This window comes from Agromyces sp. NSFZ (assembly GCF_056156205.1).
Genome location: NZ_CM149585.1, coordinates 3,394,246 through 3,412,225 on the forward strand (window position 1 = coordinate 3,394,246; position 17,980 = coordinate 3,412,225).

At 68.8% G+C, this 17,980-nt stretch carries 17 protein-coding genes and 1 tRNA gene; 10 read left to right on the top strand and 8 right to left on the bottom strand.

Translation table 11 applies throughout. The features are described from left to right. Positions 1-123 precede the first annotated feature (123 nt). The gene (locus tag ACVFI9_RS16085; RefSeq protein ID WP_474763191.1) at positions 124-1,248 is read left to right on the top strand and encodes an aminomethyl transferase family protein; all 1,125 of its coding nucleotides are present in this window, start codon (positions 124-126) and stop codon (positions 1,246-1,248) included. Next, positions 1,248-2,111, top strand: coding sequence for a formyltetrahydrofolate deformylase (gene purU / locus ACVFI9_RS16090; RefSeq protein ID WP_474763192.1), 864 nt, complete (start codon positions 1,248-1,250; stop codon positions 2,109-2,111). Before ACVFI9_RS16085 ends, purU begins: the two co-directional genes overlap by 1 nt. Positions 2,112-2,145: 34 nt before the next feature. On the opposite strand, the gene ACVFI9_RS16095 is transcribed toward purU, so the two are convergent. From ACVFI9_RS16095 to ACVFI9_RS16125, 7 genes are all read right to left on the bottom strand, one after another. After that, positions 2,146-3,117, bottom strand: a complete 972-nt coding sequence (locus tag ACVFI9_RS16095; protein ID WP_474763193.1) for a cyclase family protein — start codon at positions 3,115-3,117, stop codon at positions 2,146-2,148. A 38-nt stretch (positions 3,118-3,155) separates the two neighbouring features. After that, entirely contained in the window at positions 3,156-3,932 is a 777-nt protein-coding gene (locus ACVFI9_RS16100) for an IclR family transcriptional regulator (RefSeq protein ID WP_474763194.1), read from the bottom strand. A 65-nt stretch (positions 3,933-3,997) separates the two neighbouring features. Continuing rightward, the gene (locus ACVFI9_RS16105) at positions 3,998-5,074 is read right to left on the bottom strand and encodes an extracellular solute-binding protein (RefSeq protein WP_474763195.1); all 1,077 of its coding nucleotides are present in this window, start codon (positions 5,072-5,074) and stop codon (positions 3,998-4,000) included. 207 nt (positions 5,075-5,281) lie between these two features. Then, entirely contained in the window at positions 5,282-6,430 is a 1,149-nt protein-coding gene (locus ACVFI9_RS16110; protein ID WP_474763196.1) for an ABC transporter ATP-binding protein, read from the bottom strand. Positions 6,431-6,439: 9 nt separating this feature from the next. Next, entirely contained in the window at positions 6,440-7,339 is a 900-nt protein-coding gene (locus ACVFI9_RS16115; RefSeq protein ID WP_474763197.1) for an ABC transporter permease, read from the bottom strand. Beyond that, a complete protein-coding gene (locus tag ACVFI9_RS16120; protein ID WP_474763198.1) occupies positions 7,336-8,211 on the bottom strand; it encodes an ABC transporter permease in 876 nt (291 codons plus the stop codon). The genes ACVFI9_RS16115 and ACVFI9_RS16120 overlap by 4 nt, the downstream gene beginning before the upstream one ends. A gap of 56 nt (positions 8,212-8,267) precedes the next feature. Beyond that, positions 8,268-9,050, bottom strand: coding sequence for an IclR family transcriptional regulator (locus ACVFI9_RS16125; protein ID WP_474763199.1), 783 nt, complete (start codon positions 9,048-9,050; stop codon positions 8,268-8,270). 210 nt (positions 9,051-9,260) lie between these two features. Here ACVFI9_RS16125 and ACVFI9_RS16130 point away from each other — a divergent pair, with 210 nt between their 5' ends. Genes ACVFI9_RS16130 through ACVFI9_RS16160 form a run of 7 tightly spaced genes read left to right on the top strand, consistent with a single transcriptional unit; the run spans position 9,261 to position 16,309 of the window. Next, positions 9,261-10,175 (top strand): DUF6282 family protein, encoded by a 915-nt coding sequence (locus tag ACVFI9_RS16130; RefSeq protein ID WP_474763200.1) that lies wholly within the window; start codon positions 9,261-9,263, stop codon positions 10,173-10,175. Next, positions 10,175-11,116 (top strand): 3,5-dioxohexanoate:acetyl-CoA acetone transferase, encoded by a 942-nt coding sequence (gene kce / locus ACVFI9_RS16135; protein WP_474763201.1) that lies wholly within the window; start codon positions 10,175-10,177, stop codon positions 11,114-11,116. The genes ACVFI9_RS16130 and kce overlap by 1 nt, the downstream gene beginning before the upstream one ends. Continuing rightward, complete coding sequence (locus ACVFI9_RS16140) at positions 11,113-12,024, top strand: cupin domain-containing protein (protein ID WP_474763202.1); 912 nt, start codon at positions 11,113-11,115, stop codon at positions 12,022-12,024. The genes kce and ACVFI9_RS16140 overlap by 4 nt, the downstream gene beginning before the upstream one ends. Beyond that, entirely contained in the window at positions 12,021-12,812 is a 792-nt protein-coding gene (locus ACVFI9_RS16145; protein ID WP_474763203.1) for an HpcH/HpaI aldolase family protein, read from the top strand. The genes ACVFI9_RS16140 and ACVFI9_RS16145 overlap by 4 nt, the downstream gene beginning before the upstream one ends. Before the next feature lie 56 nt (positions 12,813-12,868). After that, a complete protein-coding gene (locus tag ACVFI9_RS16150) occupies positions 12,869-13,642 on the top strand; it encodes an SDR family NAD(P)-dependent oxidoreductase (RefSeq protein WP_474763204.1) in 774 nt (257 codons plus the stop codon). Next, complete coding sequence (locus tag ACVFI9_RS16155; RefSeq protein ID WP_474763205.1) at positions 13,635-14,885, top strand: iron-containing alcohol dehydrogenase; 1,251 nt, start codon at positions 13,635-13,637, stop codon at positions 14,883-14,885. Before ACVFI9_RS16150 ends, ACVFI9_RS16155 begins: the two co-directional genes overlap by 8 nt. Further along, complete coding sequence (locus ACVFI9_RS16160; RefSeq protein WP_474763206.1) at positions 14,882-16,309, top strand: NAD-dependent succinate-semialdehyde dehydrogenase; 1,428 nt, start codon at positions 14,882-14,884, stop codon at positions 16,307-16,309. Before ACVFI9_RS16155 ends, ACVFI9_RS16160 begins: the two co-directional genes overlap by 4 nt. A 550-nt stretch (positions 16,310-16,859) precedes the next feature. Here ACVFI9_RS16160 and ACVFI9_RS16165 read toward each other — a convergent pair. Continuing rightward, positions 16,860-16,949: transfer RNA gene (locus tag ACVFI9_RS16165), tRNA-Ser, on the bottom strand. A gap of 132 nt (positions 16,950-17,081) precedes the next feature. Here ACVFI9_RS16165 and ACVFI9_RS16170 point away from each other — a divergent pair. Beyond that, positions 17,082-17,951, top strand: coding sequence for an SGNH/GDSL hydrolase family protein (locus tag ACVFI9_RS16170; protein ID WP_474763207.1), 870 nt, complete (start codon positions 17,082-17,084; stop codon positions 17,949-17,951). Positions 17,952-17,980 lie beyond the last annotated feature (29 nt).

A 17,980-nucleotide genomic window follows, 5' to 3' on the forward strand; every position in this document is an offset into this window, starting at 1 on the left:
ACCGGTCGCCGCAGCACCCCGGATTCGGCATTTGTTCTTTTACGCGTACATACATAGTCTTGTAATAAACATCTGCTCGTGGAAGAGAACACCTGCTCGACCGACTCCCAGGAGGATCCTCGAATGCCCATGCCCGCCGCCCTGAAACCCTGCCCGTTCGCCGATCGGGTCCCCACCGACCTGACCGACGACGAGTGGACGGAGGTCGCGGGACAGGCGACACCGAACCGCGTCGCCGGTACGGAGCTGGAGTACCGTGCCATCCGCACGGGCGCAGGGCTGCTCGACTTCTCGATGCTGCCGAAGTGGGAGATCATCGGCGTCGGCGCCCTCGACGCCCTCAACGAGATCTTCAGCCGGGACGTCAGCGCACTGCGCCCCGGCAGCATCGCATACGGGGTGATCGTCGACGACGCGGGCATGATGCTCGACGACTGCACCGTGCTCGTCTACGGTCCCGACCGGGTGCGCATCACCGGGGGCAACCTCGAGGTCGAGGACGTCATCCGCCGCTACCTCACCCCGGGGCTCGAGCTGGTCGAGCTCCGTGACACGCTCGCGACGCTCTCGGTGCAGGGCCCGAAGAGCCGGGAGATCCTGCAGCGGCTGACGACCGCCGACCTCAGCAACGAGGCGTTCCCGTACTACACCTTCCAGACCGGGATCGAACTGGCCGGCATCCCCGCCCACCTCAACCGCATGGGCTTCACCGCCGAACTCGGCTACGAGGTCATGGTGCCGATCGAGCGCGGCGTCGAGCTGTGGGACGCGATCGTGGCGGCGGGCGGCGACGCCACCGTGGCGGGCTGCGGCGGCGACGCGCTGATGATCGTGCGCACGGAGGCCGGCCTCATCATGGGCGGCCTCGAGTACGACGACGAGACCACGCCGTTCGAGTGCCGCATGGGCTGGGCGGTCGACCTCGAGAAGCAGTCGTTCCACGGCCGCGACGCATTGCGTGCGATGGGCGCGGCACGACGTACGGTCGTCAGCCTCGTGACGGATGCCGCGGCCGACGACGTCGACGGCGCCGTGCTCCACGACGGCGACGCCGAGGTCGGCCGGATCACGATGGCCGTGCCGTCGCCGCACCTCGGCGGACGCACCCTCGCCCTCGCTCGCGTGGCGAAGGGGCACCACGCGCCCGGCACACTCCTCACCGTGCAGGCGTCGGCCGGGAGGACCGTCACGGCGGAGATCGTGGACACCCCGGTGTACGACCCGCAGCGGCTGAAGGTGCGCTCCTGATGCCCGAGGCGACGACCGCGGTCGCGTACGTCCTGACCGTGCACTGCCTCGACCGGCCGGGCATCGTCGCCACGGTGTCGCAGGCGATCCTCGGGGTCGGCGGCAACATCGTCGACAGCGCCCAGTACGCGCACGAGCGGAGCGGAACCTTCACGCTGCGGATGGAGGTCGACGTCCCGTCGGAACAGCACGAGCACTTCGGCGAGCGGCTGCGGAACGACCTGGCCAGGTTCGACCCCGAGATCTCCCTTCGGAGACGATCGGACCTGCGCCGGGTCATGCTCATGGTGAGCACGGCCGACCACTGCCTGTTGGACATCCTCTACCACTGGTCCTCCGGCGACCTCCCGATCGAGATCACCGGGGTCGTCTCGAACCACGAGAAGCTCCGGCCGATCGTCGAGGCCAACGGCATCCCGTTCCATCTGCTGCCGATCACCCCCGACACCAAGGCCGAGCGCGAGCGGCAGCTGCACGACCTCGTGGCCGCGACCGGCACCGACTTCATCGTCCTCGCCCGCTACATGCAGATCCTGAGCGACGGGTTCTGCAGCCGTTATCCCGGCCGGATCATCAACATCCACCACTCGTTCCTCCCCGGCTTCAAGGGCGCGAAACCGTATCACCAGGCCTACGATCGCGGGGTCAAGCTGGTGGGCGCGACCGCCCACTACGTGACTGCGGACCTCGACGAAGGCCCGATCATCGAGCAGGACGTCGTGCGGATCTCGCACCGCATGCTCGAGGACGATCTCGTGAAGATCGGTCGTGACGTCGAACGCCGGGTGCTCACGCGAGCGATCCGCTGGCACGCGGAGGACCGCGTGATGCTCACGGGTCCACGTACCGTCGTGTTCGAGTGAAGGCACGCTCGGAAGCCCGCCGGCCCGGTGAACCTCACTTGATGGCAATGGCATTCGGCGGAGAGCCGACGCCGCCGGGCAGGTTCAGCGGCTTGCAGCTGACGAAGAACTCGTAGACGCCGTCGGTCGCGCAATCCTCGGCCAATTCGTCGAGCTTCCACAGTTCCCCGACCGCCATTCCCAGAAGGGCGATCAGCGGCCGGTGCAGCATGCCACTGTGGTCGACGCCCTTCTCGGGCACCGAGTCACCGGGCGTGCGGAAGTCGGATTCCACCACTGGATCCGCCTCGACGGCGAGATTGTCGGCGGCGACGAGTGCGATCTCGCGATCCCAGAGCCACCGGAGGATCGCCTCGCGTTGCGCGAGGCCGGGCGAGCTCCGCCACGGTGCGACGCGTCTCATCTCGGGCGTCAGAGCGAGCCAGTGCTCGGCCCAACCCGTGCGCAGAAGCAGCAGATCACCACCGTGCCACGAGACGCCTTGGGCAGCAGCGACGTCGTCGAGGAGGTCGGGACCGATCGCGAGGGTCCGGGCGGAATCGTATGGCCGTCCGTGCTCGGCGAAGTACCGGGGGACGTCGAGCAGCACCCCGCGGCCGGCGATGCCCGCCGTCGCCCAGTTGTGGATGCCCAGCTCGGTCGACCGCTCGTCGTTTCGCGCAGGATCGAGGCCGTTGTAGAACCCGTGCTCGGGATGCGCGATGTGCCGGAGCGCGTCCAGCTGCGAGGAGGATTGCAGGTAGAACGAGTCCACCCAGTCGTCGCGGTGCCACTCGTTGTTCGCGAAGACGTGGTGCTCGAGCGGGCGGCGCGTGCCGGTCGGATACGGCTCGAATGCGGTGATCGGATAGTCGAGCCCGAACCGTCTGCCGGTTCGGACCATCGTCGCTCCGGCCGCCACACGATCAGGGGTCAGGAAGTTGATCGTGCCGAGCTGGTCGCCCGGCCCGAAGAACTCCCAGCTCGAGTGGGGCGGCGTCGCCGAACCCAGATCGTCGTATGTCATCAATCGAGGTCTCCCTCTCAAGGCGCCCGCAGGCGGAGTCATGGTGCGTCGGCAACGGGGGCCCCGCCCCCCAGCTCGTCGCTGAGGGCGGCCGCGGTGTCGCCGACGCGGGCGATCACCGCGGCCCGCGACACGGGATCGGCGAGCTGGTCTCCGCCGAGCACGGCGACGGTCGCCGCGATCCCGTTGTCATCGAACACGGGCGCGGCAACCGAGTAGAAGCCGTCGGGCAGCGTGGCGAACGCGGTCCCCGTTCGCCGGACGTTGTAGATCGCCGTCTCCATCTCGGAGCGATCCGTCGGCGACAGCGTCGCCAGGATGCCCTCGATGACCTGGTGGTCGGTGAGGTGTGCGAGGAAGACGCGGATCTGGGCCGACGACATGTCGAGCCGGGTGCCCGGACGCACCGTCACCATGACGGTGCGTGAGGTGTCCTCCTGCACGAGGGCGACGACCGGTCCACCGGCCCCCCAGAGGCTCAGCACGGACGTCAGGCCGACGGCCGTGCTGAGCTCTCGGAGGAACGGCTGGGCGAGATCGACCACCCGCCGCCGGTCGAGCGCCTGGATCCCCAGCTGGAGCATGAGCCCGCCGAGCACGAAGGATCCACGTCGGGGCCCGCGATCCAGGATGCCGGCGGCGACGAGCGACGCACAGTAGCGGTACGCCGTCGTCCGGTTCAGCCCGAGCCGCTCGGCCACGTCAGCGGCGGTCAACTCGGTGGTCTGGGGTCCGTACAGGCTGAGGATCTGGCCCACTCGCGACACCGACTGGATATCGAAACTCGTGCCTTCGCCGACCTCGGGGTTCGCCATCGCTAAATCGTATTTCATGGCATACCTCTCCGATTGCGGGTCGGGTCAGAGGTCGGAGCACGACGTCAGCCGGCCAGCCAGTTCGTGAGCTTCTCCGTCGCCTGGTTGAAGTTGTCGGCGTACCACGGAATGTCCTGGAGCACGCTGTCTCCCGTGTTCACGTCGCCGTAGACCTCCACCTGCGCGGCGTACTCGTCGAGCTTCGGCTTCGCGGCGAGATTGATCGGGGCAACGCCGAGCAGCTCGGAGATCTTCGCGACGGGCCCGGGCTGCGTGACACTCGCGATGAACGCCTCGGCGGCGGCCTTCTTCGTGGAGCCCTTCGGCACGGCGAACCCGTTGATCGAGGCGACGGTCACGTCCCACACCACCGTGAGGTCGTTTCCGTCCTTGAGCAGCGGCACGATGCGAGAGTCCGGGAGGAAGAACATGTCCACCTGCCCTGAGGCGACGGCCTGTTGCAGCGCACCGACGTTCGGTGCGAACGTCGTCACGTCGCGGATGGTGTCGAGGCTGTCGAGCGCCCGGTCGACGTCGAGCGGGTACAGGTCGTCGGGCGCCACTCCGTCGCCGAGGAGCGCGTACTCGAGGATGCCGTTCTGCAGGTTGGTGACGAATCCGCGCTGTCCGGGGAACTTCTCGACGTCGAAGAAGTCCTCGATGGTCTCGGGCGCCTTGCCTTCGGGGAAGGCGTCGGTTCGGTACGCCATCGGCGTGGCGTTGATCCAGTTGCCGACGTAGCACTCGCCCACGGCACCCTCGAGCAGGTCGGTGGTGTCGATGTCGGACGTGTCGAGCGGCTCGAAGAGCGTGTCGCAATTCTGCTCGGCCGCGTAGGGGGCGACCGCCATGACGTCCCACTGCACGGCGCCGTTCTCGACCTGCGCCTTGACTTGGGCGACATCGGGTGGGGAGGTGTTGATGAAGGTGACGTTCGGGTGCGCTTGCGTGTACGGCTGCTGCCACGCCTGGATCTGCGCGGCCTGACCGTCACCGCCGTAGCCGACATAGGTGATCGTGACGGGCGCCTCCGCCTCATCGCCGGCGGGTGCCGATGCCGGCGATGAGGCGCAACCGGCGAGGAGGCCCGAGACGGCCACGGTGGAGAGCGCGAGTACTGCGATTCGTGATCGGGAGGACATGGTCTGGTTCCTTCGTGACGGGAGGTCGGCCGCCATTGGCCGACTTCGTTGGACTGATATGTTCGTATTGCGAAACTTAAGTAGCGTTATTTGAACATGTTATACAGCGCCCTTCCCGTCGTCTCGTGGATGACGGTAATCCGGGAACACTGATACCAAATCGTGAAGTTCGTTGTTCACGATGCGAACGAGCGACCGAAGGACCGCTCACGCGGCGACGACGCGCTGCCGTTCAGGCCGCCACCACACCCGAACGCGCTCCCCGATCGAGGGGCCCGACTCGAATGCCGGCACGCGAGCGGTGCCCGGGATTCCCGCGTCTCCCAGGCCCAGCACGAGCGTTCGATACGAACCCATGAACTCCAGGTCGCGCACCACCGCGTCGGCCGCGTTGACGCCGGGCGGGACGCCGTCGGGAGTGCGGGCGATGCTGACGTCCTCGGGACGCACGACCACCGCGCTCCGCTCCGCGACACCCGGATGCGGCGCCACGGTCGAGGCGTCGACGACCCATTCACGGCCGCCCCATGAGACGGTCGGACCGGTCGCGCGGGGCTCGAGCTCGAACACGTTCGAGTCGCCGAGGAAGCGTGCAGCGAACAGCGTCTCGGGAGACTGGTAGAGCTGCTCGGGTGTCCCCACCTGCTCGATGCGACCGTCGCGGAAGAGGGCGATGCGATCGGAGAGGTTCATCGCCTCCTCCTGATCGTGGGTCACGAACACGAACGTCGATCCGACTTCACGGTGGATGCGTCGGATCTCGATCTGGAGGGCGGCACGCAGGTTCCGGTCGAGCGCCCCGAGGGGCTCGTCCAGGAGCAACGCGTTCGGACTGAACACGATGGCCCGGGCCAGGGCGACGCGCTGCTGCTGTCCGCCCGACAACTGGGACGGGTAGTGGCCGTCGCGACCGGTGAGTTGCACGAGCTCGAGCACCTCGGCGACCTTCCGCCTGATCTGCTCCTTGGGCAGCCGGCGCTCGCGGAGCGGATAGGCGACGTTCTGCGCCACGTTCATGTGCGGGAAGAGGGCGTAGCTCTGGAACAGCATGCCGAGATTCCGCTTGTGCGGCGGCAGCCCGCTGACCTCGCGGCCGTTGAACGAGATGGCCCCGCTCGTGAGCGTCTCGAAGCCCGCGATGAGGTTGAGCGTGGTGGTCTTGCCCGATCCCGACGGACCGAGCAACGTCATGAACTCACCGGGTTCGATGGTGAGCGAGATGTCGTCGACGGCGGGCGCTGCCAGCCCGTAGTCCTTGGTGACCGCGTCGAGGCGGATCCGGGTGCCCTGCGCGGCGCGGGCGGCGGCGACGGCGGGAGGGACCAGGGCGGTCGGTGCGGGGGTACGTGTGGACATGGGTTCTCCTTATCGGCGCGAGCGACGGGGGCGCACGAGCTGGGGCAGCAAGAGGATGGCGGTGACGGACACCACGACGAGGCTCGAGGCTGCGGCGATGGTCGGGTCGATCTCGACGGTGACGCTGTTGTACATCTGGACGGGCAGCGTCTGGAATGTCGGCGAGCGAAGGAACAGGGCGATGACCACCTCGTCGAGCGACGTGACGAAGGCGAAGATCGCTCCCGTCAGGATGCCGCGGCTGATGAGCGGCATCGTCACGCGGACGAACGTCCGCGTGGGCGAGGCGCCCAGCGACGCCGATGCACGGAGCAGCCTGGAGTCGAAGCCGCCGAGGGCGCTGGTGACCGCGACGAGCACGAACGGGACGCCGATCGCGGCATGGGCGAGCACGTAGCCGCCCAGGGATCCGGTCAGGCGCCACTGGAGGAACGAGCCGTAGACGGCGACGGCGATGACGATGGCGGGCGTCACCATCGACACCATCAGGAGGGTCCGCACGAAGCGGGCCAGCCGCCCGGTGAGCGCGTGCAATCCCAGCGCGGCCGCGGTTCCCACCACAGTGGCCAGCATCGAGGCGAGGAGCGCCACGAGCAGCGAGTTGCCGAGGGAGCCGATCCACACCGGGTTCGTGAAGAAGTTCTCGTAGAGACGGAGCGAGAACCCCTTCGGCGGGAACTGGAAGGTGGAGGAACTGCCGAAGCTCATGGGGATCACGATCAGCGTCGGCAGGATGAAGTAGACCGCCACCAGCACGCCGATCGTGGTCAGCCACCACGGCGTCGGGTCGACGCCCCGGTCACGACGCCGACGCCGACGTCGCGAGGCATCCGCTGACGGCGACTCGACCTCGGGGGCCGGCGCGAGCCGCGCGCTCGAGGATTCGGTGAGGAGCGGTGAGGCGGTCATCGGTCGTCCTTCGTTCCCGTGGTGGCCACGACGCCGATCGCGGAGACCGCGCCGCCCACTCGGTTGGCCCATGCCACGAGCACCAGGGTGACGACGAGCACGAGCATGCCGAGCGCGCCGGCGCCGGCGAAGTCGAGCAGCTGCGTCGTGCGCTGCGCGAGCAGTTGGGCGACGAGCGATTGCTGGGGAGAGCCGAGCAGCGCGGGCGTGACGTAGAAGCCCAGGCTGAGCGTGAAGACCAGGATGACGCCCGCCGCCACCCCGCCTCGGGAGAGCGGCCAGTAGACCCGCCAGAACGCGACGATCGGCGGCGAGCCGAGCCCTCGGGCGGCGAGGAGCAGCTTGCGGTCGATCGCGCTGAGGGCGCTGAACAGCGGCAGCACCATGAACGGCAGCAGCACCTGGCTCATCGCGATGGTGACCCCGACGGTCGTGCCGACGAAGGCGATGTCATGCGCGCCGAAGAACTCGAGGAACGTCTGCAGCGGCCCTCCGCGCTGCAGGATGATGATCCACGCGAAGTTGCGCGCCATGACCGAGGTCCAGAACGGGATGAGGGCGACGATCAGCAGGACCGCCCGCGCCCGCGGCCCCACCCTCGTCATCAGGTAGGCGTACGGATATCCGAGCAGGAACGCGACGACGGTGACCACGGCCGCCGTCGCGGCGGTTCGGCCGAGCACGGTCAGGGTCACGCCGTCGGTGAACAGCCGCGCGTAGTTGTCGAGCGTCCACGTGGGGCGGGAGAGGCTGGTGAGCAGGCTCTGGGCCAGTGGCACGAGCAGGATGGCGGTGAGCAGGGCCAGGGCGGGCAGCAGCAGCAGCCAGTTGCGGTCGGGCGGTCGCAGCCGTCGTTCGGTGGGATCGGACATCGTCGTCTTCCGGATCTTGGGCTCCGAGACTGGGCTCGGAGCCGGGCGGTCAGGGGTCAGGGGGTGACGAGGGAGCTGAGCTTCTCGGCCGCGTCTCGGAGGGCCGCGACACGGTGTTCGGCGCCCTCACCGGACACGAGCATCGCCGACGTGCCGATGATGCCGATGGCGGCCTGCACGTCCTGGCTCCCGAACACAGGCGCAGCCACGGATGCGACGCCGACCCGGTCGAGGTCGGCCCACGCGAGGCGGTCGCGGCGCACGCGTGCGAGCTCCGTCTCCTCGCCGCGAAGCTGCGCGGGCGAGAGGCCGGCGTGGGCACGGGCGACGACCGTCGGGTCGGATTGGAAGGCGAACAGCGCCCGCGACTGTGCGGCTTTCAGCTCGAGCATCGTGCCGACGCGCACCGTGATGAGGATCGTGCCTTCGTGGGCCTCCTCGACGTGGGTGACGACCGCGCCGGATCGGCCCAGGAAGCTGAGCACCGCAGTCAGGCCGGTACGGTCCGAGAGTTCGCGCAGCACCGACGGCCCGACGGAGAGGATCTGCTGCCGCACCGAGACCAGGGCCGACAGCTGGTCGAGGAGCTGTCCCGGCCCATACGCGGAGTTCAGGAAGCCCGACGCCTGCAACGACTGGAGATAGCGGTGCGCGGTGGTGCGGTTGAGCCCGAGCCGCTCCGAGACGAGCGCCGGGGTGAGCGCGCTCGTGTGCTGGTCGAGCAGCGACAGCACATCGGCCGCCCGCTCGATCGATTGGATGACGCCGCGGTCGCCGGCAGCCGGAGCGATCACGGGCGGGCTTCCGGTGTCGTCGAGATTCGGGGATTCGATCGCCAAGTCGCCTCCTCGTCGAGGTTCGTGGTGGAGCGGGTCAGGGCCTCAGTAAAGCAAGAGAATGTTCATAGTGCAATCACGATTTTCAGAATACGAACGCCCGCCATGGACCGACGCACCACGAAAGTGCCGAGAACACGCTAGACAAGGCGGTACCCGATCCGTATTCTGAACCTCGGTTACACGATCCGAACACAAGGAGGCACTCGGAGCATGTCCGACGACCGTCAGAAGCCATCCCCCGCCTTACGCAGAGTCCTCGAGGGCGCCGTCGACCTGCACGTCCACTCCGGACCCAGTCCCTTTCCACGACGCCTCAACCATGTCGAGGCGTCGTACGACGCGGCCCGGATCGGGATGCGGGCGATCCTGATCAAGTCGCACCACCACAACACCGTGATGGACCTCCTGGCCATGCAGGACCAGCTGAAGGATGCCCCCACTCCCGCGTACGGCGGCGTGGCGCTCAACTCCGAGGTCGGCGGCGTCAATCCGTCGGCCGTCGCAGTGGCGATTCAGATGGGGGGTCGGGCGGTGTGGTTCCCGACCGTCTCGGCCGCCCAGCACATCCGCGCGCACAGCCACGACGACGGCTTCCCAACGATCGGCTCCAACCTCGAGGAGAAGGAGGAATCCATCTGGGATGATGCGGGGAACGTCTCGGCGCAGACCGTGCGCGTCACGCAACTCGTCGCCGAGGCGGACATCATGATGACCGGCGGGCACCTCGACCCCGAGTCGATGACCGCGCTCTTCGCGACCGCGAGCGAGCAGGGGGTGCGCCGGATGCTGCTGCACCACCCCGACTTCATCGTCGACGTGCCCGAACAGGACATCGAGCAGATGCTCCGGTACGGCGCCTTCGTCGAGCACGAGATGTCGATGTACCACCCCGACGTCGAGGCTCCCGGATTCCCGATCGAGCAGCTGGTCGACTGGATCCACAAGATCGGCCCCGAGCGCACGGTCATCGACTCGGATCTCGGCCAGCTGATCAACCCGCTGCCTGTCGACGGGTACCTCTGGGTCATCCAGGCACTGCTCGACCACGGCATCGCCGAGAACGACATCCGGCAGATGATCTGTCGCAACACGGCCTTCCTGCTCGGCCTCGAGGAGACGAACTGATGCGCAGGGCGGAGAAGGTCATCATCACCACGGCGGTGACGGGATCGGTCAACGTCCCCTCTCAGAGCCCGTACCTCCCGCTCTCGGCCGATCAGGTGGTGGATGCCGCGATCGGGGCGGTCGACGCGGGGTCTGCGATCGTGCACATCCATGCCAGGCACCCCGACGGCCGGCCGGCGTTCGAGCCCGAGGTGTTCGAGGAGATCGTCCCCCGCATCACCGAGCGCACCGACGCGATCATCAACATCACCACCGGCGGTTCTTCGGCGATGACGATGGAGCAACGACTCGCGGCCGCCATGCGGTTCCGTCCCGAGCTCGCGTCGATGAACATGGGCTCGATGAACTTCGTGTACTCGGGGATCGCCGACAAGGTGACGGACTGGCGATACGACTGGGAGAGGCCCTACGTGCTGAACACGTACTCCCAGCCCTTCATCAACACGTTCGATCGCATCGAGCACACGCTCCTGACGCTGGGTGCGAACGGCACCCGATTCGAGTTCGAGTGCTACGACATCGGTCATCTCTACTCGCTCGCCTACTTCGTCGACCGGGGCCTCGTGACGCCGCCCCTGCTCATCCAGGGGGTCTTCGGAATCCTCGGCGGCATCGGCGCCGACCACGAGAACCTCGAGCACATGGTGCGGATCGCCGACAAGCTCTTCGGTGACGACTACTCGTTCTCGGCGTTCGCGGCCGGACGCGACCAGATGCAGTTCGGCACCCACAGCGCATGGCTGGGAGGTCACGTGCGGGTGGGGCTCGAGGACAGCCTGTGGATCGCCAAGGGCCGTCTCGCCGAGAGCAACGCGCAACAGGTGCGCAAGATCCGAGGGGTCATCGAGGACCTCGGCAAGCAGATCGCCACACCGGCCGATGCCCGGGAGATGCTCGCGCTCAGCGGCATCCGCGCCACCGACGGGAGCACCCTCGCATGAGCACCTACGCGGCCGACGACATCCGATCCCGACTCGCCACCGCGACTCCCACGCGCGTGGTCGACGCCGCCACCCCCATCAAGCCGTCGCAGTGGATCGAGTTCCGCGAACTCCCGCCGGCGGAGGTCGGCCCGAACGGCAGCCGGACCTGGCTCGCCCGCGCGGCCAACCTGGTGATCGCCTATACCGACGCCAAGGCGGGCGACGTCTTCGCCAGGGCGGCGCAGCCCGACGAGTACACGGTGCTCATGTACTCGGAGAGCGCGCCCGTGACGGTGACGGCCGGCGGCACGACCGAGTCCGTCGACGAGGAGGCCTTCGTGGTCGTGCCGCCGGGCGACAGCGAGGTCCGCGTCGATGGCGACGGACCGCTCATCCGCCTCTTCTCCACCGAGGCCACCGATCTCGCCGACGCTTCGCTCAACGCTGACGCGTACCGGGAGCCCGACGAACGCACGGCACCGCTCGAGCCGTGGCCCGACCCGGTGGGCGGGTTCGCGCTGCGCGTCTACCGACTCGCCGACACCCCCATCGCCGAGGGCCGCTTCGGGCGCATCTTCCGAACGACCAACGTCATGGTCAACTTCCTGGCCGAGGAGCCGGCGCCCCGCAACGAGCGCAAGCTCTCACCGCATCACCACGACGACTTCGAGCAGATCTCGCTCGCCGTCACGGGCACATTCGTGCACCACATCCGCTACCCCTGGGGACCCGACTCCACGCAATGGCGCCCCGACGAGCACCGCGAGATCGGCAGCCCGTCGATCTGCATCATCCCCCCGCCGACCGTGCACACGACACAGGGCGTCGGGCCGCGCCAGCAGTTGATCGACATCTTCGCGCCACCGCGGGTCGACTTCTCGGCCTCGGGGTGGGTGCTCAACGCCGACGAATACCCCGCGCCATGATCGACGCGACCGGGCGGTCGAGCCGCTTCCGCGAAGCCCTGGCCCGTGCCGACGCCCCCGCCCTCGGCACGTGGGTCAAGATCCCGGCCATGGAGATCATGGAGTTGGTGGCACTGGCGGGCTTCGACTTCGCCGTCATCGATCTGGAGCACTCGCCGATCACCCTGGAATCGGCGTATCGGCTCATCGGGACCGCGCTGTACACCGGCGTCTCCCCCCTCGTGCGAGTGCCGGGTCTCGATCCCGGCATGATCCAGCGAGTGCTCGACGCGGGCGCCGAGGGCATCATGGTGCCGCACGTCGACAGCGTTGAACAGGCCAGGGCCGCGGTAGCGGCGGCGCGCTTCCCCCCGCTCGGCGCGCGCGGTGTCGGTTCCACGAGTCGGGCCGGATCCTGGGGCGGCCGATCCCGCGACGAGTACCTCCGGTACGGCCAGCAGGAGGTCGCGCTCATCGCCCAGATCGAGAGCATCGCGGGCGTGCAGAACGCCGGCGCGATCGCCTCGACCGAGGGCGTGGATGCGCTGCTCGTCGGAGCAGCCGACCTGTCGGTGAGCGAGGGCACCGTCGAGTCCGACCCGGTCATCGTGCAACTCGTCGGGCGAGTGGTCGAACAGGCCCGGCACGCCGGGGTTCCCGTCGGCAATGCCGGCGCGTCCACGGTGGATTCCGTGCGCGCCGCCGTCGAGACGGGCTTCACGTTCACCATGCTGAGCAACGACGCGAGCCTGTTCGGCGCCGCGGCGAAGGCGGCGGTCGACGCCGCGCGAACGGTCAGGTACCGATGACCCGCGGCGGCGTGCGCGCCGAGAAGAGAAGCTCCGAGAAGAGAAATGGAGATGCAATGCCCGACCCACAGGCCACCCCACCCCCGCTCGCCGGCAAGGTCATCCTCGTCGTCGGCGCGAGCGCAGGCATCGGTGCAGATGCCGCGCGCGTCCTCGCCGCCGACGGCGCCAGCCTCATGCTCGTCGCGCGAACCGAGGGTCCCCTCGTCTCACTGGCCGACGAGCTTCGATCGGCCGGGCATGACGTCGCCCACACCACCGGTGACGTGGCGAGCGCGGCGGAGGTCTCGAGCTTCGTCCGCGGCACGGTCGAACGGTTCGGCCGGCTCGACGGAGCCTTCAACAACGCGGCGATGACCCAGGCCGGTCGGCTCGACCGGGTCCCGGAGGAGGAGTTCGACCGGATCATGGCCGTGAACGTGAAGGGCACGTGGCTCTGCATGCGGGAACAGGTGCGGGTGATGGAGCCGCACGGTTCCGGGGCCATCGTCAACATGAGCAGCATCGGCGGCCTGCGGGGCAGCTCCGGCATGGGCGCGTACCAGGCCACGAAGCACGCCGTCATCGGTCTCACGCGCACCGCGGCCCACGACTTCGGGCCGCTCGGCATCCGCGTGAACGTCATCGCGCCGGGGCCGACGGAGACTCCCATGCTCGAGAAGACCCGTGCGGCCATCCCCGGCGGGGTCGAGGCTCGCGTCGCGGCGACGCCGCTGCGGAAGGTCGGAACCGGAGCGGAGGTCGGGGCAGCAGCGTCGTTCCTGCTGAGCGACCGAGCCAGCCATGTCAGCGGCGTCGTGCTGCCCGTCGACGGAGGCTTCAGTGCCTGAGCGACCGGTCCCCTCCCAGCACGGTGGCATCGGGACGCTCCGGCTGCCGTCGCGAGTGCATTTCGGCTCGGGCGCTCGGGCGCAGCTGCCCGAGATCCTGCGCGTGCACGGCCGCCGCGTACTCGCGGTCGTCGACCCGTTCCTCGTCGGCACGGCGTACTTCGACGACACCCTCGGTGCGCTCGACTCGGCCGGCCTCGACGTGCGCGTCTACTCGGACATCACGCCCGAGCTCCCGGTCGACTCGCTCGACACCGCTGCGGGCGTCGCACGCGACTTCGGCACCGACGTCGTGCTGGCGATCGGCGGGGGCAGCGCTCTCGATGCGGCGAAGCTCGTCTCCCTGCTCTCCGCGCACGAGGGCCCGCTCAGTCGCTACTACGGCGAGAACCTCGTACCGGGTCCGGTGCTGCCCATCGTGGCAGTACCGACCACCGCGGGGACCGGGTCGGAGGTGACTCCGGTCGCGGTCGTCTCGGACCCGGCGCGAGCGATGAAGGTGGGGATCTCCAGCCCATTCCTGGTACCGATCGCCGCGGTGGTCGACCCCGAGCTCACCCTCGGCGCTCCGCGGAGCGTGACGGCGTTCTCGGGCATCGACGCTCTGGTGCACGCCGTCGAGTCGTTCACCGCCGCCCCCCTCGATGTCGACTGGTCGGCGCAGCTCCCGGTGTTCATCGGGCGGAACCTCCTCGTCGACGCCATCGCGTTGCAGGCCGCGCGCCACCTCGGCCCATGGCTCCCCCGTGCGGTCGACGACGCCGACGATCTGCGCGCTCGCGAGGAGGTCGCCATGGGCGCACTCCTCGGCGGGGTGGCCTTCGGCTCGACCGGCACCCACCTCTGCCACGCGCTCCAGTATCCGATCGGCGCGCTCACCAAGACGCCGCACGGCCTCGGCACCGGCCTGATGCTCCCCTATGCCCTCGACTCCCTCATCACGGACGCAGGCACCGCCGAGCGCATCGCTGCGATCGGGGCGGCCCTCGAAGGCATCCCACGGGAGGATGCATCCCCAGAACGAACGCTGGCGCGGATCCTGGAGATCAACCGGCGAATCGGCGTGCCAGAGACGCTGGCCGAGATCGGACTGACGCGCGATCAACTGCCCCGGATCGCCGAGCTCGCGCTGGCGTCCACACGACTCCTCGCCATCGCGCCGGTCCACCCCTCCCACGACCTGTTGCTCGACATCCTCGAGCGCGCCCACGAAGGAGCCTTGATGTCTCGGAGCGCCGCATGACCGTCTTCACCGACCTCTTCATCGACGGCCGATGGCGGGCCGGCTCCGACGGACGGCGTTTCGACGTCGTCGATCCCGCCGACCTCTCGACGATCGGCCGATTCGCGATCGCGACGGAGCAGGACTGCATGGCCGCCGTCGATGCCGCCGCCGCGGCACAGGCGGGGTGGTCTGCGACGCCGCCTCGCCAACGCGGTGAGCTGCTGCGGACCGCGTACGAGATCCTCACCGAGGAGATCGAGGCGGTCGCCGAACTCATGGTGCGTGAGAACGGCAAGTCCTGGGCCGACGCGATCGCCGAGGCGAACTACGCCAAGGAGTTCTTCCGCTGGTTCTCGGAGGAAGCCGTGCGGATCCCCGGCGACTACCGTCTCTCGCCGTCCGGCGACAAGCGGATCATCGTCGATCGCCAGCCGATCGGGGTGTCGCTTCTGATCACCCCGTGGAACTTCCCCGCCGCGATGGCCACGCGGAAGCTCGGCCCCGCGCTCGCCGCCGGGTGCACCACCATCCTCAAGCCCGCCCGCGAGACGCCCCTGACCGCGGCATACATCGTCGATGTGCTGAATCGGGCCGGGATTCCCCGTGGGGTGGTGAACCTCGTCACTCCCGCACCCACCGGGCCGCTCGTGAAGCTGATGATCGACCGCCCAGAGGTCAGGAAGGTGTCCTTCACGGGTTCGACCGAGGTCGGCCGCGAACTGCTGCACGCGTGCGCCGACAGCGTCGTGAGCACCTCGATGGAGCTCGGCGGCAACGCTCCGCTCATCGTGCTGCCAGGCGCCGACCTCGAGACCACGATCGCGGGGGCCCTGCTCGCCAAGATGCGCAACGGCGGTTCGGCGTGCACCGCGGCGAATCGGTTCTACGTCCACGGCTCCCTGCACGACGAGTTCGTCAGCCGCATGGACGCCGAGCTCTCGAAGATCTCGGTGGGGCCTGGGCTCGACCGATCGAACGGACTGGGGGCCCTGGTCTCCCTGCTCGAGCGCGACAAGGTCGCGAGTCTCGTCGAGGGAGCGGTGGCTGACGGCGCGAGCCTGGTGCGCGGGGGCCGGGCCTCGAGCGCGGGCGCGTTCTACGACGCCACCCTCCTCACGAACGTCGAACACGGGTCGAGGATCAACACCACCGAGGTCTTCGGCCCGGTCACCGCCGTGGTCCGGTTCGATGACGTCGACGACGCGGTGCGCATGGCGAACGACACGGATTTCGGCCTCATGGCCTACGTCTTCGGTGAGGAACGCGCGGCGATCGACGTCGCCCGGCGTCTGGAGGTCGGCATGGTCGCCGTCAATCGCGGCGTCGTCAGCGATCCGGCCGCCCCGTTCGGGGGCGTCAAGCAGAGCGGCCTCGGACGCGAGGGCGGCTCCGAGGGCATCCTCGAGTTCCTCGAGGAGAAGTACCTCGCGCTGACCGCGTGAATCGTCCGGTCCTTCGCGCCCCGACGTCGCCAGCCGGAGGAGGATCACCCCGGGATCTGATAACACGCACTCGTGACCCGCAAGCTCAGCACGGAATCGGATGGTTCGTACCCGAGAGAGATGTCCGGGTGGCCCTCCACGTCGGTGGGGACGAGGTGTCGGCGGTCGAGCGCGGCGGAGCTTGGGACGTAGTCGCCTTCTCCCGCTACTTCCCATCCCGCTCGCTCGTAGTCATCGCCAATCCGCCTGAGAAGCGCACGCGGGCCTGGTCCGTCGCCCATTGCTCCGCGGCCGGCTGCTCCGCGAGCGGCACTCTGCTGATGCATCCGGTCAGCAGCAAGGGCTGAAGGACGCCCCTCCTGGATCCTCATCTGGCGCTCGCGAGGCGCAGCCGGAGTTCGGGGTCTCGGTGGGCGTTATTACGCGGCACTTTGACTCTCGAGCGCGCTCGTGACCTCGCGAACGGGGAGAAGGGGGGATGACCGCTCTCGGCGGAACGACGAAGGCCCCGATTCCCTTGAGCATGCAAGGGAATCGGGGCCTTCGCGTTTGGCGGTACCGGTGGGATTTGAACCCACGGTGGGCGTTAACCCACACAACTTTTCGAGAGTTGCACCTTCGGCCGCTCGGACACGGTACCGGGATCGATCTTAGACGACCTCGCGAGATCATCCAAAACGCCCGGATGCCTCAGCGACATGAGATCCGGCACCGCGCGCGCACGCAGCATCCGCTCAGCCGACGGTCAGCAACGCGTCCTACCGTCGCTTCCGTGCGCGAGGATCGCCCGGGGGCGGCGGCAGCCCTCATCCCGCTCGGAGTCGCCGCCGGCATCGTGACCGGCGTCGTGCTCGCGGTTCGCGCCGCGTGGCGGGCGTTCCGCGCTCGCCTCACCGCGAACGCGGCCATCATCAACGAGACGCTCCCTGTGCACTCCGCGTGGTGGCGCGCCCATGCGAAGCGGCGCGGTGAGGTGCTCTACGTCGCCATGGGCGACAGCGCTGCGCAGGGCATCGGCGCGAGCAGACCCGATCGCAGCTACGTCGGCGTGCTCGCCCGCGACATCCGCGAGGTGACGGGTCGAAGTGTGCGCGTCGTCAACCTCAGCGTCTCGGGCGCGACCGTCGAGCTCGCCGTGCGCGACCAGCTGCCGAAGTTCGCGAAGTTCAAGCCCGACGTCGTGACCGTGGCGATCGGCGCGAACGACATCGCCAAGTGGGACCCCGAGGTCTTCGAGCGCGGCATCCGCGAGCTCTTCGCCGCGCTGCCGCCGCACGCCCTCGTCGCCAACCTCCCGTTCTTCTACTTCCCGCGCAACGAGCGCAGGGTGGCGGTCGCGAATCGCATCCTCCGCACGGTCGCCGAGGAGTTCGGCCTGACCGTCGTGCCGCTGCACACGGTGACCCGGCTCCGCGGGGTGCGGCGCATGTTCACGCACTTCGCCGCCGACTTCTTCCATCCCAACGACCACGGCTACAAGGTCTGGGCCGAGGCGTTCCGTCCGTCGCTCGTCGCCGACCTCGTCGCCAGGTTCCCGGCGGATGCCACGGCGCCGACGCCGGCCGAGATCCCCGACGCGCCCGGGGTGGCCCCCGAATCGGTCCGACCCGCGACACGCGGATCGCACGCCGCCGCCATGTGACCGGATGTCGGGGGCGGCGCCTACGCTCG